Here is a 22,468-nt window from a genome sequence, read left to right on the forward strand (position 1 = left end):
CAGACGGGCGAGAGGCGCAGGCCTCTCACCCGTCTGTTTTCATGATCCGATAATATTATCCGCTGAGAAAACCCCGGGAGACCAGGAACTCATGGGCCACGTCGTCCACAGTCCGGCCCTCCACGTCCACCTGATAGGTCATCTCCACCATGTCGTCGTTGGAGATCTGCCCCGCCAGCAGGTTCAGAATTTCCTCCAGATCAGGCGCCGTCTCCGCGAACCGCTCAAAGGTGTCCTCCCGGACTAAGAAGGCGCCGTTGTAGTCCGGGAAGAAGCTGCGGTCGTCCTCCAGCACCTTCAGATTGGCCTTCCGGTTCAGGCCGTCGGTGGCGTAGACCTCGGTGACGTCGAAGCTGCCCTTTTCCGCGGCGGTGTATTTCAGGCTGACGTCCACGGACACCACGTCCTTGAAGCTCAGGCCGTAGAACGCGGTAAAGGGGCCGAATTTCATGCTGCCCTCCTGGGTGAAGAACTCATGCTCCGCGCCGAACACCAGTTCTCCCGCCACAGGGATCAGATCGCTGATGGTCTCCAGCCCATAGCGGTCCGCCACGTCCTGGGGCACCGCGATGGCGTAGGTGTTATCAAAGCCCAGCTTTTCCAGCAGGCGCAGGTCATGGCGCTCTCCGGCCACCTGATTGGCGTAGTCATAGATGGAGGTCCCCTCCGGCACGTCGGCGGTGTCCAGCTGCAAAAACGTGGTCAGCAGGGTACCGTCGTAGCTGATCATCAGGTCGCAGGTGTGGCTGTCGCCGATGAGGGACTTGAAGTTGTTCACCTGAGACATCTGATCCTGAATGGTGACGGTGAGATCCGTCTTGTCCTCCACCAGCATTTTCACCATGTGGTGCATGATCTGGGTCTCGGAGTAATCGCCGTCGTAGAGCAGCAGTTCGTTTTCTCCGCTGCCCTTGCCCATTCCGTAAGGCAGCAGCAGGACGAAGGCCAGCAGGATGGCCGCCACGGGGATCCACATCCCCTTAGACCCTCCTCTGGATTTCCGCATCTGCTTTTCAAACCAGCCCATCAGCAAGTCCAGAAGGACGGCAATGACCATCAACGCACCGGTGCCGGACAGGATCAGCGCCATGTCCTGGATGCGGATGCCCCGGTTGATGATGCTGCCCAGACCGCCGCCGCCCACATAGGCCGCGAACACCGCGGTGCCGATGGCGTTGACCACGGCGATGCGGATGCCGGTGAACACCGTGGGGAACGCCAGGGGGAATTCCACCATCAGCGTGCGGTATGCCTTGCTCATGCCCATGCCCCGGGCCGCCTCCTTCACGCCGGGATCCACCTCCTGGAGGCCCAGACAGGTGTTCCGCACGATGGGAAGGAGCGAGTAGAGGGTGATGCCGATGATGACCGTCAGCTTTCCCGCGCCGATGAACACCATGATGATGCCCAGCAGCGCCAGGGAGGGAATGGTCTGCAGCAGGTCCACCACCCGCAGGGTGACGGCCCGCACTCTGGGATAGACATAGGACAGGATGCCCAACGGCAGGCCGATGGCGATGGAGAGGATGCTGGCCGCCAGTACGATGAACAGATGCTCCCAGATAATGGACCAGTTCATCTGCCCACCTCCTTCCGCATACCGCGGGGCGTGACACGCTTCTGCAAGATGTCGATGAGTGCGCCGATGACGATGGCCAGAATGGCCGCCGGAATGGCGCCCAGCAGGATCAGGGTGTTGTTATTGGAGGAGGTGCCCTGGTAGACGAAGTCGCCCAATCCGCCCAGGCCGATCATGGATGCCAGCACTGCCCAGGAGACAGTGTAGATGGCGGCCATCCGCAATCCCGCGATGATGGTGGGCATGGCCAGGGGCAGTTCCACCTTCATCAGCGTCTGAAACCGGGACATGCCGCAGCCTCTGGCGGCCTCCACGTACCGGTCCTCCACCTCCAGGATGCCGGTGTAGGTGTTTTTCAGCACCGGGAACATGGCGTAGATGGACAAAGCGATGATGACCGTGGCGGGTACCATTCCCAGCCACAGGAACAGCACGCCGATAAACACCAGACCGGGGATGGTCTGGAAAATGGAGATGACGGGCAGGATGACGCCGGACCATTTTGGCACCCTGGACAACAGGGTGCCCAGCACCAGACCCAGGAGAAAGCCGGCCGCCACGGAGACCAGCACGTATCCGGTGTGGATGACGATGGCCTTTCCCAGCATGGCGCCGTATGTATCAAACAGCGCCCTCATTTCGCATCCCCCCACAGGTTCTCGGCCACCGACCGGGCCACGCTGGTCTTGGTGACGATGCCCGCGATGGTGTCGTCCTCATTCAGCACCACCACATAGGGCGCGCCGGAGTCCAGCAGGTAGTCAAAGCTCTCCTTGGCCTCGTCCCCCACCCGGACGGTGCGGGCGGTCTGGCGGACCATGGGCTCGATGCTGTTCAGTTCCCGGCCCCAGTGCCGGATGTCGCCGATGGAGATGGTGCCGGCGTACCGGCCGTTCTCGTCGGTGACCAGCAGGGTGTCCACGCTGCTGCGGGCCATGCGCTCGGCGCACTCCAGAACGCCCCGGTCCTTCTTGACGGTGATGGGGTTCGTCCGCATGAAATGCTCCACCGTGGAGGGCGCGGGCACGTCCGGGGCGTGCTTGCCCAGGAAGTTCCGCACCAGGTCGTTGGCAGGATGCTCCAGCATCTCCTCGGGAGATGCCATCTGCACGATCTCACCGCCGGACATGAAGATGATGACGTCCGCCAGCTTCAGGGCCTCGCCCATGTCGTGGCTGACGAACACGATGGTCTTGTGCAGCTTCTGCTGGAGATTCTTCACCTCGTCCTGGAGACTCTCCCGGGTCATGGGATCCAGGGCGCTGAAGGGCTCATCCATCAGCACGATGGGCGGAGACGCCGCCAGCGCCCGCAGCACGCCGATGCGCTGCTGCTGTCCGCCGGACAGCTCCGAGGGATACTTGTCCGCGTAGGCCTCCATGTTCACCATTTTCAGCAGGTCCCGGACGATGTCGTCACAGCGGGCCTTGTCGTATTTCAGCAGCTTTGGCACAACGCAGATATTCTGCGCCACCGTCATGTTGGGGAACAGGCCGATCTGCTGGATGACATAGCCGATGTGCCGCCGCAGCTCCACGGGGTTCATTTTGGCGATGTCCTCCCCGTCGATGAGGATGCGGCCCTCGTCCGGCTCCAAAAGTCGGTTGATCATCTTCATGGAGGTGGTCTTTCCGCAGCCGGACGGCCCGATCAGCACCAGAAATTGGCCGTCCGGGACCGTAAATGTGAGGTCTTTTAAAACTTTTGTCTGTCCATAGTTTTTCGATACGTGTTCAAATTGGATCATTGACGGCCTCCTTTACAGACACAAATCGCCGGGCAGCCTGAGCGGCCGCGGCATTTCCAACCAATACGATCACATCTCCCTCGTACATCTCCGCGTAAGGTCCCGGGGACAGGATCACAGATTGTCCTCGGCGTATGGCCACGATGGTGGCCCCGGTGGACTGCCAGAATTTCAGCGCCCCGATGCTCTTCCCCAGGACGGGAGATTGGGGCGGCACCGTCACCTCATAGTTGGGAAGAGGCTCCTCCGCGGCGGCGAAGGTCTCCCGGCTCTTGATCAGCGCTGCCACCGTCTCCGCCGTCTTTCTGTTCAGCTCCGTGTACTGCTCCAGCAATCCCCGCAGCTGTTCCCGCAATGCCCGGGTATCCGCCGCCTCGGAGAAGTTCTCGATATACCGCCGGGCGTTGTCGGCGGACAGGACTGTGGCGCCGCTCTGGGGCCTGACCTCCACCACCTTCATGTCCGCCAGCAGACGCAGGGCCCGGCGGATGGTCTCCGGCGATACACTGTACTCCGAGGCCATTACGGACCGGCCATAGAGACGGCTGCCCTCCGGCAGGTTTCCATTGGCGATGCGCCCCGCGATATCCAGGGCGATCTGCAGATATTGAGACGGTGCAACCGTCGTCCGCATAGACTGTCCCTTCTTTTCATTATAGAATTTCGGATTCCACGATATACTAACAACTTACTACATTTTTTAAAGATGTCAGTTAACAAATTGTGAACACCCCGTAAATTTCTGTTAAGAAACTCATTGTTTTCTATTATTTTCCCATATTTTCCGTATTATCCATCAAAAAATGACAAGATCCCCGGCGGAGAAAAATTTCTCCGCCGGGGATCGCTTTTTCGTTTCGAAGCTCTCAGTAAGCCAGCTTCTCCGCCAGATACGCTCTCAGCTCGCTGATGGGGATGCGGACCTGCTCCATGGAGTCGCGGTCACGGACGGTGACGCAGTTGTCCGCGGGAGTGTTCTCGTCGCCCACGGTCTGGAAGTCCACGGTGACGCAGAAGGGCGTGCCGATCTCGTCCTCACGGCGATACCGCTTGCCGATGGAGCCGGTGTCGTCGAAGTCCACCATCCAGTCCTTGGACAACTCCTGCTGCAGCTCCCGGGCCTTGTCGCCCAACTTCTTGCTCAGGGGCAGCACCGCCACCTTGAAGGGGGCGATGGCGGGATGGAAGCGCATGACCACGCGGGTGTCGTTCTTCTCGGCGTCCACGACCTCCTCGTCGTAGGCCTCCACCAGCAGGGCCAGGGTCATACGGTCGGCGCCCAGAGAGGGTTCGATGACGTAGGGGATATAGTGCTCGTTCTTCTCCTGGTCGAAGTAGGTCAGATCCTTGCCGGAGTGCTCCTGATGCTGGGTCAGGTCGTAGTCGGTGCGGTCGGCCACGCCCCACAGCTCGCCCCAGCCGAAGGGGAACAGATACTCGAAGTCCGTAGTGGCCTTGGAGTAGAAGGCCAGCTCCTCCGGCTCATGGTCACGCAGGCGCAGGTTCTCGTCCTTGATGTTCAGGCCCAGCAGCCACTGGTGGCAGTAGTTCCGCCAGTAGTTGAACCACTCCAGGTCGGTGTCGGGCTTGCAGAAGAACTCCAGCTCCATCTGCTCAAACTCCCGGATGCGGAAGATGAAGTTGCCCGGGGTGATCTCGTTCCGGAAGGACTTGCCCACCTGGCACACGCCGAAGGGCAGCTTCCGGCGGGTGGAGCGCTGGATGGCCGGGAAGTTGACAAAGATGCCCTGGGCGGTCTCAGGCCGCAGATAGACCTCGTTGGCGGTGTCCTCAGTGACGCCCTGATGGGTCTTGAACATCAGGTTGAACTTCCGGATGTCGGTGAAGTCGCTCTTGCCGCAGCCGGGGCAGGGCACCTGATTGTCCCGGATGAAGTTCACCAGATCCTCCTGGGTCATGGCCTCCACGTTGACGTCCAGGTTGTTCTCCTGAACATAGGCCTCCACCAGCTTGTCGGCCCGGTGACGCATCTTGCAGGCCTTGCAGTCGATGAGGGGATCATTGAAGGTGGACACATGGCCGGAGGCCACCCACACCTCGGGGTTCATAAGGATGGCGGCGTCCAGGCCCACGTTGTAGGGGTTCTCCTGAACGAACTTCTTCCACCATGCCCGCTTGACGTTATTCTTCATCTCCACGCCCAGAGGACCGTAGTCCCAGCTGTTGGCGAGGCCGCCGTAGATCTCGCTGCCGGGGAACACGAAGCCCCGGTTCTTGCACAGCGCCACGACCTTTTCCATGGTCTTCTGTCTGTTGTCCATGCTGTTTTCCTCCTGATGCTCTATCAAAAAATTTTGTCTGCTGTGAGTTGAAAATAAAAACGCCCCGAGCCGTATGGCTCAGGGCGAACTTTCCAGTCCGTGGTTCCACCTGAATTTCCCCATGTTGGAGACACTCTGCCCGGTAACGGCGGGGACCGGCGGCGCCTACTGGTGTTCAGCGCCGCGGCTCAGGGACGCCTTTTCCCCTTCTCCGGCAAGGGCTCGCACCGTCCGCCCTCTCTCTTGGCCTTCTGAAAGAGATACTCTTTCCCGTCATCGCTTTTTACATCTTTGGTCACTGTATCATCTTTTGAAATGCTTGTCAAGTGGGGATTTTGCAGGACACCACTCCCCTTTCCCCCAAAATATCTCCGAAAAAATTCCGTGAGATCAAAAAAGCAATCAGCGGCCCGGATTTTCCGGGCCGCTGACAGTTCATGTATTCACTTCTTGTCCCGGTCGTAAGCCACGATCACACGGCGGTTGGGGTCCACGCCGGTGGAGTAGGTGGTGACGTTGGGGGTGTCCTGCAGAGCGGTGTGGATCACATGGCGCTCGTAGGCGTTCATAGGCTCCAGCGTCACGCTGCGGCGGTAGCGGACCACCTTTCCGGCCACCTTCTGGGCCAGATGCTGCAGGCTCTGCTCCCGCCGCTCCCGGTAATTCTCCGCGTCCAGCTGAATGCGGACCCGTCCGCCGCCGGTGCGGTTGACGGAGTAGCTGGTGAGCTGCTGGATGGCGTCCAGGGTCTCGCCCCGGCGTCCGATGAGGGCGCCCAGGTCCTTCCCTTCCAGGATGACCTTGTAGCGGCCCTTCTCCGGCAGATACACCCGGACGTCCGCCGGGGTCTCCATCTGCTCCAGCAGACCGGAGAGGAACTTCTTGATGGCCTGGGCCTTCTCGTCGTCCACTTCCTCACCCAGCTCCACGGCGGGAGCCGCTTTCTCCACAGGATTCGCCGGCTCGGGCTTCCGCTCCGGACGCTTTTCCGGAGACTTGGCCTTGGCGGGTTTCGCCGCCTTGGGAGCGTACTTCTGTTTCTGCGGCACTTCGGGGGCGACCTTGGGCGTCTCACGGACCGGCAACTCCTCCGGCTCCGCCTTGACGGCGGCAGGCTCCGGAGCGGTGGGGGCCTGCTCCTGCTCCTCAGGCTCCGTCTCGCCGTAGGTCACACGAATCTTGGCGGGCTGACTGCCCAGACCCAGGAAGCCGGACTTTGCCCGCTCCAGGATCTGCACGGAGACATCGTCCCGCTCCAGTCCCAGCTGACGCAGCGCGTTGGCAATGGCCTCGTCCTCAGTCTTGCCCGTTACATCAATATAACTCATAATGCAGCAAGCTCCTTATTTCTCATCAGTGTCATAGCGGTCAGCCTTATAAGAGCGGCCCCTGGCGTAAGGACGGTCGCCGACACGGCCAGCCTCGGTGGTGCTGGGCTTCTTCGCTCTGGCCTCTTTCGCCTCTTGGGCGGCCTTCCGCTTCTCCTTCAGCGTCTGCTTCTGCTCCACCTGCTGACGCTGCTGCTCCTGACGCTTGCGGCCTTCCTCCTGGCGCCGCTTGCGGTCTTCATCGATCTGGCGCTGACGCTCGTTCTCCTGCTCCTCCAGCTTGGTGTTATAGAACCTGCCGAGGATGGCCTCCTGAATGGCGGAGAAAGCGCTCTGGGCGATCCAGTACACGCCCAGTGCGGCGGGCAGGGTAAAGCCGATCCACAGGGACATCAGGGGCATCATCCACATCATCATCTTGTTGGAAGAAGCCGCGGCACCCTCCATAGGCTGACCCTTCATGGTGATCTTCATGGTGAGGACCTGGAAAGCGGCGGAGAGAATGGGAATGAGGATCAGGCCGATGGCGCCCAGCGTGATGCCGGTCTTCAGCATGGCAAAGGCGTCACTGGGGACAGTGGACAGATCCATTCCCAGGAAATGATAATCCACGTTGACCCAGTTGGGGTTCTCCGCAAAGAATTTCTGGACCGCGGGATTGGACGCGTTGTCGGACAGGTGCTTGACGATCTCGATCTGCGCATAGATGCCGTCTCTGACGGTTTCGCCGCTGGTGGTGGTGCTCCAGCTCAGACCAATGCTGGTGACCACTTCCTTGGCGGCCTCCAGCACCTTGAGACCGTTGCCCCGGGTGCCGAAGTTCATGAAGTAGACGATGGGTTCCCGGATGATATAATACAGGGCCATCAGGATGGGCAGGGGCAGGAAGCTCCACAGGCAGCCGGACATGGGATTGACGCCCTGTTCGGCATAGAGCTTCTGCATCTCCTCCTGCATCTTCATCTGGTTATTGGCGTATTTCTTCTGGATCTCCTGCATCTTGCCGGACATCCGGCTCATGCGGACCATGCTCTTTTTGGACTTCATCTGGAAGGGGAGCAGGATCAGCTTGATGACCAGAGTAAACAGGATCAGAGACACGCCATAGGACCCGGTGAGACTGTAGAACAGCCGCACCAGAGCCGCAAACGGATAACAGATCCAGTAACCGATTGTTGCCATAAATGTTCTCCTTACGTGTTTCGTTGGGGATCACAACGAAGCCCCTCAAACCGGAGGGGCCATGAGAAAAAGCCATTTCCCTTTCCCACGATAGAAGAAAAGGGAGGGGCCAGGGAACCGCAGGTTCCCGGTTTGATTTGCCCGCGGCAAATCAAAGAATCATAATCATTTTCGCCGCGGCGTGTACGTGGCGAAAATACCGAGACTCCAGCCGCCTTGGGCGGCGTCACCAGTGACCGATGTCACTGGTGGGGGGAATCCAAAGGGGGGACGCAGTCCCCTCTTTGACTCACGGGACCGGGTCATACCCGCCCTTGTGGAACGGGTTGCAGCGCAGGATGCGGCGGAACGCCAGCCAGCCGCCCTTCAGCGCACCGTATTTTTCCAGCGCCTCCAGCGCATACTGGGAGCAGGTGGGCGTAAACCGGCAGCAGGGCGGACGGTACGGCGAGATGGCCGCGCGATAGAACTTGACCAGAGCGATCAGGATCCGTTTCATGGCGTCTCCTTCAAAAGCGACAGCTTTTTCGCAAGACGGAGATAGGCGGCGGTCAGCTCCTGAAAAGAGGCCGTCACCGTCCTGCCCCGGGCCACCACCAGAATGTCGTAGCCCACGGCCAGCTTGTCCCCGTTGAGACGGCAGACCTCCCGCAGGCGGCGCCGGGCCCGGTTCCGTACCACGGCCCCGCCCAGCTTCACCGATACCGTGAAGCCGTAGCGGTTCCGGCCCAGCTTGTTCTTCCGGCAGTAGACCACCATGCAGCGGTCCACCGCGGAGGCGCCCTTCTGGTACATCCGGCGGAACTCATAATTCTCTTTCAGGGTCACCGCCCGTTTCACCAGCCTCGCCTCCGCAGTTCCAGATTTCCAAAATTGTCCGGTGGTTCAGGAAACTCTTTTAGGGACGGAGGAATCCTTACAAATTCCCGCCGTCCCTGATAGAACGATTCCAGTGTTTCCCGCGCTTTTCCGTAAGCCTTAGTAGGACAGACGGGCACGGCCCTTGGCGCGGCGGCGGGCCAGGACCTTACGGCCGTTGGCGGTAGCCATTCTCTTGCGGAAACCGTGGACCTTCTGACCATGCAGCTTCTTGGGCTGATAGGTACGTTTGGTTGCCATGTTGGAAACACCTCCTACTCATATTACGGCCGCCGGACAAGCGGCGGCTCTGCCCGACGGAGACTCGCTCCGCGGCACACAAAACTCAGGCGTCTTTTGGACGCGCCCTCTAGTATACATACATTTTGAAAATGTGTCAATAAAAACTTGAAAAACCTGAAAAATCACGTCCGGCCTGTCAAAAGGTTTCCCATTTTTCCGATCTTTTCCCGTCGGCCACAAAATCTTGTGCGTTTTTTCTTCATTATGACTAAATACAGCTGTTTTTCCCCTCCAAAAACAGGACAAATAATGGAACTTATTTATTAGAATATGTGTTGTCATTTTTCCTGATTTCTGGTATACTTATTTTGTTATGTTGCGTTCTACCCCACAGATTTTTACGGGAGAGAGGTGTTTCCTTTTGAATTCCGTTGCAGACATCTGGAACAACGTACTGCAGCAGCTGAAGCGCGACCTGTCCGAAACCACCATTAAGACCTGGTTCGACGAACTGGAGGCCGTGGATTTCCGGGACGGTAAACTATATCTGCACTGTGCCAACGATTTCAAGACCGGCTATATCCGTGATCTGTTCATGAAAAATATCCAGTCCTCGCTGAAGGATCTGTTCTCCACGGACATCGGCGTGGAGATCCTGGACGATGCGGCACTGGCCGCTTTTTCAGGCGCCGAGCCCGCCATGAAACGCGTCGGCGGCCTGGATCTGAACAAGGACCTGACCTTTGAGACCTTTGTGGTGGGTCCCTCCAACAAGATGGCCTACGCCGCCTCCGTCTCCGTGGCGGAGCATCCGGCGGAGCACTACAATCCTCTGTTCATCTACGGCGACTCCGGTCTGGGCAAGACCCATCTGATCTACGCCATCGCCCACGTCATCCGGAAGCGGGAGAAGACCGCCAAGATCGCCTACGTCAAGGGCGACGATCTGACCAACGAACTGGTGGCCGCCATTCAGGCCGGTCCCGCCAAAACCGCCGAAATGCGGGAGAAATACCGCCAGGCGGACCTGCTTCTGGTGGACGACGTGCAGTTCATCGCCGGCAAGAAGCAGACACAGGAGGAGTTCTTCCACACCTTCAACACCCTGTACGAGTCCGGCCGGCAGATCGTGCTGACCTCGGACCGTCCCCCCTCTGAGATGACCCAGCTGGAGGACCGTCTCCGCACCCGGTTTGAGTGGGGCCTGTTGGTGGACGTGGAACCCCCGGATTTTGAGACCCGTCTGGCCATCGTCAAGAGCAAGGCCGCGCTGATGGGCCTCAGTCTGCCCGACAAGATCTCCGCCTATGTAGCGGAGAACGTCACCGCCAACGTCCGACAGCTGGAAGGTACCATCAACAAGATCAAGGCTTACAAGGACCTGCTGGGCAGCGAGACCGACGAGGAGACCGCCGCCCGCGCCATTCAGGACATGCTGAAACGCAGCAATGAGTACATCCCCTCCCCCAGCGTCATCATCGAGTACATCTGCAAGTTCTACAATTTGGACGAGAGCGTCATCCGGGGCCAGCAGCGTGTCCGGGACGCGGTGCAGGCCCGGCAGATCGCCATGTACCTCATCCGCTCCATGACCAACCTGTCTCTGGACGACATCGGCAAGGAGTTCGACAACCGGGACCACACCACGGTGTTGTACTCCATCGACAAGGTGGAAAAGCAGATGAAGAAGGACTCCGCCTTCGCTGAGACGGTGAAGGAGATCAAAACCAACATCAATTCCAAGCGCTGATTTTCCACAACCGCGGTGGAGAAAGAAAAAGTCGGCTGTGGAAAACCCGCCGCGAAAAATTGCTGTTGATAAGTCCCGCGATTTTTCAACAGAGGCGGTGGATTGAAAAATGCTGAAAAATCAAGGCTCCACGGTGTTTTCCACAAAAAAAATCCCTAGTGCTGCTTTTTCTAAAAAATATTTGCTTCTTTTCTTTTTAGAACAGAAATCTCCTTCCATCATTTGATACAGAGAGGAAGAACTGACCATGATGAAATTCTCCTGCGAAAAAGCCCTCCTCATGAACGCCATCAATGTGGCATCCCGGACAGCGGCACAGAAAAGCTCCATCCCCGCGCTGGAGGGGCTGCTGCTCCGGGCGGACGAGACGCTGACCATCTCCGGCTATAATATGCAGACAGGCATCCGGACCAAGGTGTCCGCCGATGTTGTACAGGGCGGCGAACTGGTATTGAATGCCCGGCTGTTCGGCGACATCGTCCGGAAAATGCCCGACGATATGGTGACTTTCACCGCCGACGACAAGCAGATGGTCCATCTCAGCTGCGGAGACTCGGATTTCGACATTCTGGGCCTGTCTGCCGCCGATTATCCGGAGCTGCCGGAGGTGGAGGACGACCACGCCGTCTCCCTGCAGCAGCGAACCCTGCGGGATATGATCGAGCAGACCTCCTTCGCCGTGTCCACCAATGAGAGCCGCCCGGTCCACACCGGCGCGCTGTTCGAGGTAACGGATCAGGGTCTGACCATGGTGTCTGTGGACGGCTTCCGTCTGGCCATCCGGAAGGAGCCGCTGGACAAGGCCGACGGCGGCGCTTTCTCCTTCGTCACCCCCGGCAGCGCCCTGAACGAGGTGCAGAAGATCTGCGAGGACACCGACGATCCGGCAAAAATTACCTTGGGTAAGCGCCACATTCTGTTTGAAGTGGGCGATACCCAGCTGATCTGCCGCCGTCTGGAGGGTGAATTCCTGGATTACAAGAACGCCATTCCCCGGAAAAACCCCATTAAAATCACGGTGGACACCAAGGAGCTGATCAACAGCATCGACCGCGTATCCGTGGTGATCTCCGATAAGCTGAAGAGTCCGGTGAGGTGCATCTTTGACCATGACAAGGTGCTGCTGTCCGCCAAGACAGCCAACGGCGAAGCCAAGGACATCTGCCGCATCGCCGGCGAAGGCAATGGGCTGGAGATCGGCTTCAACAACCGCTATCTTATGGAGGCCCTGCGCTATGCCCCGGCGGACACGGTGACCATTGAGCTGAACACCAGCGTCTCCCCTGCCATCATTGTTCCCACAGAGGGTGTGGAAAACTTCCTCTACATGGTGCTGCCCGTCCGTCTGAAGGCCGGGGAGTGAGATGAGCGGCGGCTGGAAAGCACGCCTGCGCACGGCCGCAAAGGCCCTGCTGGCGCTGGGCGGCATCCTGCTGGGCGTTTGCTGGATCTATGCTTCTAACAGGTATCCCGCGTATTTTGGATCGATCAGGGGGCGCCGGTCTCTCCTGGACGACGCGCTCACGCTGCTGAATCTCGTGAAAAACGAGCCATCCAGCGCGGTGCTGCTGGGGATCGCCCTGTCTCTCCTGCTTTTGGGCCTGCTATTCTATTGGATCGGCAGAGAGCAGTAACTCTCTGCCAGGGAGCGGAATATGAAAACCATTACCATTCATACGGAATTTATCAAATTACAGGATCTTCTGAAGCTGGCAAACGCCGTCGGCTCCGGCGGCGAGGCCAAGGAGCGCATCCAGGCAGGCGAGGCCGCCGTCAACGGCGAGGTCTGCGCCATGCGGGGAAAGAAGCTCCGGCCCGGCGACGTGGTGTCCTTCGACGGCCAGCAGTACGCCATCGCCTATGCGGGTCAATGAGCTGACGCTGCGGGACTTCCGGAATTACCAGGAGCAGACGGTGTCCTTTGATCCGCGCTGCAACGTCATCTTCGGCGAGAACGCCGAGGGAAAGACCAATCTGCTGGAGGCCGTGGTCTATCTGGCCTGCGGAAAATCCCCCCGGGCCCGGCGGGATCAGGAGCTGATCCGGTTTGAGGCGGACAGCGCCAGTCTGACGGGGAACGTCTTTTCCAGAGAGCGGGACTTTCAGATCCGGGCGGACCTCTTTCGGGGCCGCCGGCGGAAGCTGACAGTCAACGGCGTGGCGGCCAAAAGCGCCGCGGCGCTGAATCAGGTGTATCAGACGGTGTTTTTCTGCCCCGACGACCTGTACCTCATCCGGGAGGGCGCCGCCGCCCGGCGGAAATTCATGGACACGGCCCTGTGCCAGCTGCGGCCCCGGTATGCGGCGGCGCTGGCGGAGTACAACCGGGCCTATGAGCACAAGACCCGCATTCTCCGGGACTGGGAGGAGCATCCGGCCTTGCTGGACACGCTGCCGGAATTCAATGAACAGATGATCCGCTATGGAGCGGTGCTGATCCACTACCGCGCTCAATATGCCCGGCGGCTGGCGGAGTACGCCGCCGCCAACCATCTGGAGTGTTCCGGAGGCCGGGAGAGACTGGACATCGCCTATCAGACCGTTTCGGCGGTGACAGACCCCATGGCGGAGCAGGGACAGGTGGCGGAGCAGCTGCGCTCCCATATGAATGCCCACGCCGAGGCGGAACGGGCCTCCCGTCTTTGTCTCTCCGGACCCCACAAGGATGATCTGCTGGTGCGGATCAACGATCAGGAGGCCAAGACCTACTCCTCCCAGGGGCAGACCCGGACGGCGGCGCTGTCCATGAAACTGGCGGAGCGGGAAATATTGAAAAACACCTCCGGAGAATATCCGGTGCTGCTGTTGGACGACGTCCTCAGCGAGCTGGACCCCCGCCGCCAGGAATTCGTCCTGAACCGCATTGCGGGCGGGCAGGTGTTTATTACGTGCTGCGAGGATGACCGGCTGCCGCAGCTTTTGGGCGGAAAAGTGTTTCACGTGAAGCAGGGCGCTATTGGATGATTACCGGTGGCGGCTGCTTACGAAAAGGAGTAAATCGATGTTTCATGTCTTACTGGGCCTGCCGGTGCTGGCGGCGTTCGGCGCCGTGGCAGGCGTTGTGCTGTTCCTGATGGGCCTGATCCTGGCGTTTGCCTTCTTCGGCCAGCTGCTGCGGGGACTGTTCTGCAGGACCATCCGCTGGCTGCTGTACATCCCTGTCATTCTGGGCGCGGCGGGACTTGTCCTGTGTCTGGTGGCGGGACTGCCACTGTCGCTGACGGTGATTTTGCTGTTCTGGGCGGTGTACGGCGTTCTGGCTCTGTGCGGCTGGGGAATCTCCCGGCTGCTGCTGGGACTGTGGCATCTCATTATGGGAAAGTGAGGATCGCTCATGTACCTGCACCTGGGCCAAAACGAGATCGTGCCGGACCGGCGGATCATCGGCATCTTTGATCTGGACAAATGCAGCTACGGCAAGCGCACCCGGGAGTATCTGGCCGCCGCCGAGAAAGAGGGCGTGGTGCTGGATATCTCCGGCGACATTCCCAAGTCCTTCGTGGTGTGCGACCATCCCTACCATCCCCAGATCGTGTATCTGTCCCAGCTGAACACGGCCACGCTCCAGAAGCGGGCGGAGAGCCGGAAGCTGGAATTGTAAAGAGAAATCGGCATTTCAACTGTTTTAGGGCAGGGAGAAGCGGGCCGGAACTGGTTCAGGCCCGGCTCTCTTTGCCCCGGAACCGGAAAGGAGTACTTTCATGGCAGAAATCGAAAATCGGAATCCAACCGCCGTGGACGCGGAGAACGAATACGACGCGTCGGAAATTCAGGTCCTGGAGGGCCTGGAGGCCGTCCGCAAGCGTCCCGGAATGTATATTGGTTCCACCTCCGTCTCAGGTCTCCACCATCTGGTGTATGAGATCGTGGACAACTCCATCGACGAGGCCCTGGCGGGCTACTGCACGGAGATCACGGTGGAGATCAACGAGGAGGACACCATTACCGTCACCGACAACGGCCGCGGCATCCCTGTGGACATCCAGGCCCAGACGGGCCGCCCTGCCCTGGAGGTGGTGTACACCGTGCTTCACGCCGGCGGAAAATTCGGCGGAGGCGGCTACAAGGTCTCCGGCGGCCTCCACGGCGTGGGAGCCAGCGTGGTGAACGCATTGTCCGAGTGGCTGGTGGTGCAGGTCCATAAGGACGGGAACATCTATGAGATGCGCTTCGCCCGGGGCAACATCACCCAGGAGATGAAGATCGTCGGCACCACGGACCGCACCGGTACCACCGTCACCTTCAAGCCGGACCCGGAGATGTTTGAGGATACGGTCTACAGCTACGATACCCTCCATACCCGGATGCGGGAGGAGGCGTTCCTGAACGCGGGATTGAAGATCCGTATCCAGGACCACCGTCCCGGTCAGGAGCAGGAGGACGAAATGTGCTATGCCGGCGGCATCAACGAGTTCGTCACCTGGCTGAACACCAACAAGGACCCCCTTCATGAACAGGTCATCTACATGCGGGGCGTGAAGGACGACTCTGTGGCGGAGGTGGCCTTGCAGTACAACTCCAGCTATAACGAGACCATCCTCTCCTTCGCCAATAACGTCCACACTCCGGAGGGCGGCATGCATGAGGAGGGCTTCAAGCGGGCTCTCACCAGCGTACTGAACGCCTACGGCCACAAAATCAAAATGCTGAAGGACGACGAAAAGGTCTCCGGCGACGACTGCCGGGAGGGTCTCACCGCTGTCATCTCCGTGAAGTTGACGGACGCCCAGTTCGAGGGCCAGACCAAGACCAAGCTGGGCAACAGCGAGATCCGGACGCTGGTGAACAACATCGTGTCCAGCAAGCTGGAAATCTTCCTGGAGGAGAATCCCCAGGTGGGCCGGATGATCCTGGACAAGGCCCTGATGGCCAACCGGGCCAGAGAGGCCGCACGGAAGGCCCGAGAGAACATCCGCCGGAAGACGGCTCTGGGCGGAGCCGCCATGCCGGACAAGCTGCGGGACTGCAACGAGAACAATCCGGAGCTGACGGAGATCTATATCGTCGAGGGCGACTCCGCAGGTGGCTCCGCCACCCAGGGCCGGGACTCCCGGTTCCAGGCCATCCTGCCGCTGTGGGGCAAGATGCTGAACGTGGAGAAGGTCCGGGAGGAAAAGGTCTACGGCAACGACAAGCTCCAGCCTGTCATCACGGCGCTGGGCGCCGGTCTGGGTGAGGACTTCGACGTCAACAAGCTCCGGTATCACAAGATCATCATCATGGCCGATGCCGATGTGGACGGCGCCCATATCCGCACGCTGCTGCTGACCTTCTTCTTCCGGTATATGCGGCCCCTCATCGAGCACGGCTACGTCTACTCCGCCGTGCCGCCGCTGTACAAGCTGACCCGGGGCAAGACCACCCGCGTGGCCTTCTCCGACGAGGAGCGGGACGCCGTGTCCGCGGAGATGCGGGGCGGCAATCCCAATGTGAAGATCGACATCAGCCGGTTCAAGGGCCTGGGCGAGATGAACCCCCACGAGCTGTGGGAGACCACCATGGACCCGGAGAAACGGACTCTGCGGCGCATCACTCTGGACGACGCCGTGGCCGCCGACGCCACCTTCACCGTCCTCATGGGCGAAAAGGTGGAGCCGCGAAAAGCGTTCATCGAGAAGAATGCCAAGTACGCCGTGAACCTGGATTACTGACAAAAATCGACCTCTAAAGAGGAGGAAAACTACCAATGTCTAAAAAACCCCAATACGACCCCGAGGAGATCCGGTATCCGGACCAGAAGATCGTCAACTCTCCTCTGGTGCCGGAGATGGAGAAATCCTATATTGAATACGCCATGAGCGTCATCGTGGGCCGGGCCCTGCCGGATGTGCGGGACGGCCTGAAGCCCGTCCACCGGCGCATCCTCTACGCCATGTACGAGGACAACCTGACCTCTGACCGGCCCTTCAAAAAGTCCGCCACCTGCGTGGGCGACGTGCTGGGCCGGTACCACCCCCACGGCGACGCCTCCGTCTACGACGCCCTGGTCCGTCTGGCCCAGGACTTCTCCATGCGCTATCCCCTGGTGGACGGCCACGGCAACTTCGGCTCCGTGGATGGCGATCCCCCCGCGGCCTACCGGTACACCGAGGCCCGCATGTCCAAAATCTCCGACGAGCTGCTGCGGGACATCGATAAGGAGACGGTGGACTGGGACCCCAACTTCGACGAGACCCGAAAGGAGCCCCGTGTTCTTCCCTGCCGGTTCCCCAACCTGCTGGTGAACGGCTCCAGCGGCATCGCCGTCGGCATGGCCACCAACATCCCACCCCACAATCTGGGGGAGGTCATCGACGCCTGCATCCATGTGCTGGACGATCCCAACGCCACCCTGGCGGACCTGATGCAGTACGTCAAGGGTCCCGACTTCCCCACCAAAGGCATCATCATGGGCCGCAGCGGCATCCGGGCGGCCTACGCCACCGGCCGGGGCAAGATCGTGGTCCGGGCCCGGACGGAGTTTGAGGACTTCGGCAAGGACCGCGTCCGCATCGTGGTGACGGAGATCCCCTACCAGGTCAACAAGCGGATGCTCATCAAGAGCATGGCCGATCAGGTGGAGGACAAGCGCCTGGAGGGCATCAGCGACATCCGGGACGAGACGGACCGCAACGGTATGCGCATCGTCATCGAACTGAAGAAGGACGCCAATCCCCAGGTGGTGCTGAACCGCCTGTTCGCTCAGACCCAGCTGCAGACCAGCTTTGCCATCAATATGCTGGCTCTGGTCCAGAATCAGACCCAGCCGAAGATCCTGTCCCTGCGGCACATCATCGACGAGTATCTGGCCTTCCAGGAGGAGATCATCGTCCGGCGGACGAAGTACGACCTGAAGAAGGCCCAGGAGCGGGCCCATCTGCTGGAGGGCCTGCTCATCGCCCAGGACAACATCGACGAGGTCATCCGCATTATCCGCACCAGCTACGACAATGCCAAGGAAAACCTGATGTCCCGCTTCGGACTGGATGACATTCAGGCCCAGGCCATTCTGGACATGCGTCTGAAAGCCCTCCAGGGCCTGGACCGGGAGAAGCTGGAGAACGAGTATAAGGAGCTGGAGGACCGCATCGCCTACTTCCAGAAGCTGCTGGCCTCCGATGAGATGATCCGCGCCGTCCTGAAGGAGGAGCTGACGGCCATCCGGGAAAAGTACGGCGACGAGCGGAAAACAGAGATCCAGGACGTGGAGGACGAAATCGACATCGAGGACCTCATCGAGGAGGAGCAGTGCGTCTTCACCTTGACCCAGGCGGGCTACATCAAGCGCACCCCCGTCAGCGAGTACAGCGCCCAGTCCAAGGGCGGCATGGGCAAGAAGGGCATCACCACCCGGGAGGAGGACTACGTGGTGGACGTGTTCACCGCCTCCACCCACGACTATATCCTGTTTTTCACCGACACCGGCAAGGTCTACCGGAAGAAGGGCTATCAGATCCCGGAGTCCGGCAAGACCGCCAAAGGCACCAACATCGTCAACATCCTCCAGGTGGAGCAGGGCGAACGGGTCCAGACCATGATCCACACCCGGTCCATTGAGGATGACGGCCGGTTCCTGTTCATGGTGACGAAGCAGGGCACGGTGAAGCGCCTGCCCGCCAACACCCTGAAGAATCTGCGGAACAACGGCATCCGGGCACTGCGGATGGACGAGGGCGACCAGCTCATCACCGTCCGGGAGACGGACGGAAACCAGCATATTCTCATCGCCACCCACGATGGCATGGCGGTGTGCTTCGACGAGAACGATGTCCGTCCCATGGGCCGTGAGGCCGTGGGCGTCCGGGGCATCCGTCTCCGGGAGGGCGACTACGTGGTAGGGGCCGCCCGGGCCAAGCCGGAGCATCAGGTGCTGTCTATCACGGAGAAGGGCTACGGCAAGCGGACCCCCGTGGAGGAGTACCGCATCACCAATCGGGGCGGCATCGGCATCAAGAACTATATGGTCACGGAGAAGACCGGCCCCGTGGTGGGCGTCAAGGTGGTGGACGGGTCCGAGGACCTGCTGCTGGTGACCCAGAGCGGCATCCTGATCCGCACCCCTGTGGAAAACATCAAAATGACCGCCAACCGGGCCACCCAGGGCGTCATCGTCATGCGGTTCAAGGAAGAGGGCGACAGGGTCATTTCCATGGCGCTGGCGGACCGGGACGAGTCTCAGGAGACGGACACCGGCGCGGAGCCGGAGGTATAAATCCGCCGGAAGAATATGACGACCAGCGGGAGCGGCGGTCCGCCGCTCCCGTCTTTTCAAAGGAGAATGCATGAAACAAGTCACCATTTACACCGACGGGGCCTGTTCCGGCAATCCAGGGCCCGGGGGATGGGGCGCCATCCTGATGTACGGCCCTCACAAAAAGGAGCTGTCCGGCGGAGAGGCCAATACCACCAACAACCGCATGGAGCTGACCGCCGTCATCGAGGCGCTGTCCATGCTGAAGGAGCCCTGCGTGGTGGAGCTGTGGTCCGACTCCAAGTATGTCATCGACGGACTTTCCAAGGGCTGGGCAAAGGGCTGGCGGGCCCGGGGCTGGGTCAAGTCCGACAAGAAACCGGCGCTGAATCCGGATCTGTGGGGCCGATTGCTGGAGCTGGAGGAGATCCACACACTGCACTACCATTGGGTAAAAGGCCACGCGGAGAACGAGTACAACAACCGCTGCGACCAGCTGGCAGTGGCGGAGAGACAGAAGTACAAATAAGCGGACTGCGTGGCCTTTTAAGCCGCAGAGCGGCGCCGCTGTGAAGCAGCGTCAGGCATTTTGCACAGCAAAATCTTGGACCGGGCGGGCTTTGCCTACCCGGTCAGACTATATCCGGGGCCTCCGCAGGACAAAAGTCCTGTGGGGAAACCAGGCGGAGAACGAGTACAACAACCGCTTCGACCAGCTGGCGGTGGCGGAGAGCCAAAAGTACAAGTGAAGTTTTCCACAATATCATCCACTTTTGTGGAAAACGATTGCGCATTTACTTTCGACGAAATGCGAAAAAATGTTCACAATTCGTTTACATTCCCATCATGAATCGGCCACAATTTTGGGGTATTTTAATAATCAAGCAAAGGGTCCTCCCAGCCCGATGCTGAATTTTCTCCCTCCTAAAACACACACAAGAAACGCCGCCCGTCGGGCGGCGTTTCTTGTGTTCGCCCCTGTCATCGAAGCAGTGCGTTTTATTTTTTGCCAGCCTTGTCAAACAGGGTCCGGCGGTATAAAATATAGACAGGAAACTATGCCGAATGGAGATGTTTACCATGAAAGACGGTTTTATTTCTGTGGCCTGCGGCACACCGAAGCTGCGTCTGGCGGACTGCCATTACAACGCGGAACAGACCTTTACCATGATGCGTCAGGCGGAGAAGGCCGGCGTCAAGGTGCTGGTGCTGCCGGAGCTGGGACTCACCGGCTATACCTGCGGCGACCTGTTCTATCAGGAATCCCTGCTGCGGGGCGCTGAGGAGGCGCTGGCCACGGTACTGGAGGCCACCCGGAATCTGGAGGTGGTGACGGCGGTGGGCCTGCCGGTGCGCGTGGACCAGAAGCTGTATAATTGCGCCGCTGTTATCCAGAAGGGAAAGATCCTGGGCGTGGTGCCCAAGACCCATATCCCCAACTACGGGGAATTCTACGAGAAGCGCCAGTTCGCTCCGGCACCCCAGACGCCGGGCACGGTAACACTGTGCGGACAGGAGACCATCCCCTTTACAACGGAGATCCTGTTCTCCTGCCGGGAGATCCCGGACCTGGTGCTGGGCTTTGAGGTTTGCGAGGACCTGTGGGCGCCGGACTCCCCCTCCGTCCGGCTGGCCCAGGCGGGGGCCACCGTCATCGGCAATCTGTCGGCCAGCAACGACCTCATCGGAAAGGACAGCTACCGCCGCCAGCTGGTGACCATGCAGTCCGCCAAGCTGCTGTGCGGCTACGTGTACACCAGCGCCGGAGAGGGCGAGTCCACTTCCGACGTGGTGTTCGGCGCCCATCAGATGATCGCGGAAAACGGCACGCTGCTGGCGGAGAACCGGTTCGACGGCGGGCTGCTGATCTCGGAGCTTGACGTGCAGCGCCTGGCCTATGAGCGCCGCCGGACCCAGGTGTTCGCGGAGGGACAGCGCCTGCTGGCAGTCCCCTTCTCCCTCACCGTCTCCAAGACCAAGCTGACCCGCTACGTGGCGCCCCAGCCCTTTGTGCCCGAGGGCCGGGAGGACCGGGATGCCCGCTGCCGGGAGATCCTGCTCATCGCCTCCCTGGGCCTGAAGCAGCGGCTGGAGCACACCGGCGCCAAGACCGCCGTGGTGGGACTCTCCGGCGGACTGGACTCCACGCTGGCGGTGCTGATCACAGGCCTTGCCATGAAGATGCTGGACCGGCCCATGACAGACATCGTGGCCGTCACCATGCCCTGCTTCGGCACCACCGACCGGACGAAGAACAACGCCGTCATCCTGGCGGAGCGCATGGGCGCTACCCTGCGCACCGTGAACATCTCCAATACGGTCCGCAGTCATTTCAAGGACATCGGCCACGACATGGAGGACCACTCCGTCACCTTTGAAAACGGACAGGCCCGGGAGCGGACCCAGGTGCTGATGGACATTGCCAACCAGACCGGCGGCATCGTCATCGGCACCGGCGATCTCTCGGAGCTGGCGCTGGGCTGGTGCACCTACAACGGCGACCACATGAGCATGTACGCCGTCAATACCTCCATCCCCAAGACGCTGGTGCGGCATCTGGTGGCATATCTGGCCCGGGACAACGCCAAGAAGGACGAGGAGCTGAAGGACGTGCTGGAGGACATTCTGGACACGCCTGTCTCTCCGGAGCTGTTGCCCGCCGTGCAGGGAGAGATCAGCCAGAAGACGGAGGACCTGGTGGGTCCCTATGAGCTCCACGACTTCTTCCTGTATTATATCGTCCGGTGGGGCTTCGGTCCCCGGAAGGTATTCCGTCTGGCGGAGTACGCCCTGGGCGATACCTACAGCCGGGATGTGATCCTGAAGTGGCTGAAGACCTTCTACCGCCGGTTCTTCTCCCAGCAGTTCAAGCGGAACTGCCTCCCCGACGGCCCCAAGGTAGGTTCCGTGGCCTTCTCCCCCCGCGGCGACTGGCGGATGCCCAGCGACGCGAAAGCCAGTCTGTGGCAGGCAGAAGTGGAGACGCTGGAGTAACCTGGATCAGAGGAGCCAGTCGCCATTCCGGGGCCCCCGCCGGAGCCCAGCGAAGCGGGTCCGGTGGGGAGAGGAGCTGCAGCGGAATGAGTGAGCCCCGGCGGAAAGCCGGGGCGAGGGATATGGAGCTTGCAGCGACGAGGCGGATGCCCAGCGACGCGAAAGCCAGTCTGTGGCAGGCAGAAGTGGAGACGCTGGAGTAACCTGGATCAGAGGAGCCAGCTGCCATTCCGGGGCCCCCGCCGGAGCCCAGCGAAGCGGGTCCGGTGGGGAGAGGAGCTGCAGCGGAATGAGTGAGCCCCGGCGGAAAGCCGGGGCGAGGGATATGGAGCTTG

23 protein-coding genes and 1 other annotated feature are annotated in these 22,468 nt (G+C 60.4%); of the genes, 12 read left to right on the forward strand and 11 right to left on the reverse strand.

Annotation, left to right across the window (positions count from 1 at the left end):
* Positions 1-55: 55 nt before the first annotated feature.
* The 10 genes from ACTNBU_RS05160 to rpmH form a co-directional block, all read right to left on the reverse strand.
* A complete protein-coding gene (locus tag ACTNBU_RS05160; protein WP_441031482.1) occupies positions 56-1,579 on the reverse strand; it encodes a glycine betaine ABC transporter substrate-binding protein in 1,524 nt (507 codons plus the stop codon).
* Positions 1,576-2,217 (reverse strand): ABC transporter permease, encoded by a 642-nt coding sequence (locus tag ACTNBU_RS05165; protein WP_441031484.1) that lies wholly within the window; start codon positions 2,215-2,217, stop codon positions 1,576-1,578. Before ACTNBU_RS05165 ends, ACTNBU_RS05160 begins: the two co-directional genes overlap by 4 nt.
* Entirely contained in the window at positions 2,214-3,326 is a 1,113-nt protein-coding gene (locus tag ACTNBU_RS05170; RefSeq protein ID WP_441031486.1) for a betaine/proline/choline family ABC transporter ATP-binding protein, read from the reverse strand. Before ACTNBU_RS05170 ends, ACTNBU_RS05165 begins: the two co-directional genes overlap by 4 nt.
* Positions 3,313-3,960 carry a TrkA C-terminal domain-containing protein gene (locus tag ACTNBU_RS05175; RefSeq protein ID WP_441031488.1) on the reverse strand — a complete coding sequence of 216 codons (648 nt, stop codon included), beginning with the start codon at positions 3,958-3,960 and terminating at the stop codon, positions 3,313-3,315. Before ACTNBU_RS05175 ends, ACTNBU_RS05170 begins: the two co-directional genes overlap by 14 nt.
* A gap of 232 nt (positions 3,961-4,192) precedes the next feature.
* On the reverse strand, positions 4,193-5,608 hold the full coding sequence (locus tag ACTNBU_RS05180; protein WP_441031490.1) for a glycine--tRNA ligase: 1,416 nt from the start codon (positions 5,606-5,608) through the stop codon (positions 4,193-4,195).
* A gap of 76 nt (positions 5,609-5,684) precedes the next feature.
* Positions 5,685-5,894, reverse strand: a binding site (T-box leader).
* A 157-nt stretch (positions 5,895-6,051) separates the two neighbouring features.
* Positions 6,052-6,936, reverse strand: a complete 885-nt coding sequence (jag, locus tag ACTNBU_RS05185) for an RNA-binding cell elongation regulator Jag/EloR (protein WP_441031492.1) — start codon at positions 6,934-6,936, stop codon at positions 6,052-6,054.
* Between the two features lie 15 nt (positions 6,937-6,951).
* Entirely contained in the window at positions 6,952-8,118 is a 1,167-nt protein-coding gene (locus ACTNBU_RS05190; protein WP_441031494.1) for a YidC/Oxa1 family membrane protein insertase, read from the reverse strand.
* Between the two features lie 289 nt (positions 8,119-8,407).
* A complete protein-coding gene (gene yidD, locus ACTNBU_RS05195) occupies positions 8,408-8,617 on the reverse strand; it encodes a membrane protein insertion efficiency factor YidD (protein WP_441031496.1) in 210 nt (69 codons plus the stop codon).
* Positions 8,614-8,958 carry a ribonuclease P protein component gene (gene rnpA, locus ACTNBU_RS05200; protein ID WP_441031498.1) on the reverse strand — a complete coding sequence of 115 codons (345 nt, stop codon included), beginning with the start codon at positions 8,956-8,958 and terminating at the stop codon, positions 8,614-8,616. Before rnpA ends, yidD begins: the two co-directional genes overlap by 4 nt.
* A 138-nt stretch (positions 8,959-9,096) precedes the next feature.
* Positions 9,097-9,237, reverse strand: a complete 141-nt coding sequence (rpmH, locus tag ACTNBU_RS05205) for a 50S ribosomal protein L34 (protein WP_021751147.1) — start codon at positions 9,235-9,237, stop codon at positions 9,097-9,099.
* Positions 9,238-9,640: 403 nt separating this feature from the next.
* On the opposite strand from rpmH, the gene dnaA reads away from it, so the two are divergent.
* Positions 9,641-10,969, forward strand: coding sequence for a chromosomal replication initiator protein DnaA (dnaA, locus tag ACTNBU_RS05210; protein ID WP_441031501.1), 1,329 nt, complete (start codon positions 9,641-9,643; stop codon positions 10,967-10,969).
* A 120-nt stretch (positions 10,970-11,089) separates the two neighbouring features.
* On the opposite strand, the gene ACTNBU_RS05215 is transcribed toward dnaA, so the two are convergent.
* On the reverse strand, positions 11,090-11,218 hold the full coding sequence (locus ACTNBU_RS05215) for a hypothetical protein (RefSeq protein ID WP_441031503.1): 129 nt from the start codon (positions 11,216-11,218) through the stop codon (positions 11,090-11,092).
* Between ACTNBU_RS05215 and dnaN the strand changes: the two genes are divergently transcribed.
* The 11 genes from dnaN (at position 11,217) to ACTNBU_RS05270 (ending at position 22,133) form a co-directional block, all read left to right on the forward strand.
* Complete coding sequence (gene dnaN, locus ACTNBU_RS05220; RefSeq protein WP_441031505.1) at positions 11,217-12,332, forward strand: DNA polymerase III subunit beta; 1,116 nt, start codon at positions 11,217-11,219, stop codon at positions 12,330-12,332. The genes ACTNBU_RS05215 and dnaN overlap by 2 nt on opposite strands.
* Before the next feature lies 1 nt (position 12,333).
* Complete coding sequence (locus ACTNBU_RS05225; protein WP_441031507.1) at positions 12,334-12,603, forward strand: hypothetical protein; 270 nt, start codon at positions 12,334-12,336, stop codon at positions 12,601-12,603.
* A gap of 21 nt (positions 12,604-12,624) precedes the next feature.
* Positions 12,625-12,843 carry an RNA-binding S4 domain-containing protein gene (locus ACTNBU_RS05230; RefSeq protein ID WP_441031509.1) on the forward strand — a complete coding sequence of 73 codons (219 nt, stop codon included), beginning with the start codon at positions 12,625-12,627 and terminating at the stop codon, positions 12,841-12,843.
* Positions 12,830-13,933: a DNA replication/repair protein RecF gene (gene recF, locus ACTNBU_RS05235; RefSeq protein ID WP_441031511.1), complete on the forward strand. Its 1,104-nt coding sequence runs from the start codon at positions 12,830-12,832 to the stop codon at positions 13,931-13,933. Before ACTNBU_RS05230 ends, recF begins: the two co-directional genes overlap by 14 nt.
* 37 nt (positions 13,934-13,970) lie before the next feature.
* The gene (locus ACTNBU_RS05240; RefSeq protein ID WP_441031513.1) at positions 13,971-14,294 is read left to right on the forward strand and encodes a hypothetical protein; all 324 of its coding nucleotides are present in this window, start codon (positions 13,971-13,973) and stop codon (positions 14,292-14,294) included.
* Between the two features lie 9 nt (positions 14,295-14,303).
* Positions 14,304-14,570 carry an extracellular matrix regulator RemB gene (gene remB, locus ACTNBU_RS05245; protein ID WP_441031515.1) on the forward strand — a complete coding sequence of 89 codons (267 nt, stop codon included), beginning with the start codon at positions 14,304-14,306 and terminating at the stop codon, positions 14,568-14,570.
* A 100-nt stretch (positions 14,571-14,670) separates the two neighbouring features.
* Positions 14,671-16,620 carry a DNA topoisomerase (ATP-hydrolyzing) subunit B gene (gyrB, locus tag ACTNBU_RS05250; RefSeq protein ID WP_441031517.1) on the forward strand — a complete coding sequence of 650 codons (1,950 nt, stop codon included), beginning with the start codon at positions 14,671-14,673 and terminating at the stop codon, positions 16,618-16,620.
* 35 nt (positions 16,621-16,655) lie between these two features.
* Positions 16,656-19,160: a DNA gyrase subunit A gene (gyrA, locus tag ACTNBU_RS05255; RefSeq protein ID WP_441031519.1), complete on the forward strand. Its 2,505-nt coding sequence runs from the start codon at positions 16,656-16,658 to the stop codon at positions 19,158-19,160.
* A 70-nt stretch (positions 19,161-19,230) separates the two neighbouring features.
* Positions 19,231-19,668 carry a ribonuclease HI gene (gene rnhA, locus ACTNBU_RS05260; protein WP_441031521.1) on the forward strand — a complete coding sequence of 146 codons (438 nt, stop codon included), beginning with the start codon at positions 19,231-19,233 and terminating at the stop codon, positions 19,666-19,668.
* A gap of 91 nt (positions 19,669-19,759) precedes the next feature.
* Complete coding sequence (locus ACTNBU_RS05265; protein WP_441031523.1) at positions 19,760-19,888, forward strand: hypothetical protein; 129 nt, start codon at positions 19,760-19,762, stop codon at positions 19,886-19,888.
* 331 nt (positions 19,889-20,219) lie between these two features.
* Complete coding sequence (locus ACTNBU_RS05270) at positions 20,220-22,133, forward strand: NAD(+) synthase (protein ID WP_441031525.1); 1,914 nt, start codon at positions 20,220-20,222, stop codon at positions 22,131-22,133.
* The last annotated feature ends 335 nt before the right edge of the window (positions 22,134-22,468 follow it).

It is taken from the genome of Dysosmobacter sp. HCP28S3_G4, assembly GCF_052065175.1.
In the GTDB taxonomy this organism is placed as follows: Bacteria; Bacillota; Clostridia; order Oscillospirales; family Oscillospiraceae; genus Oscillibacter.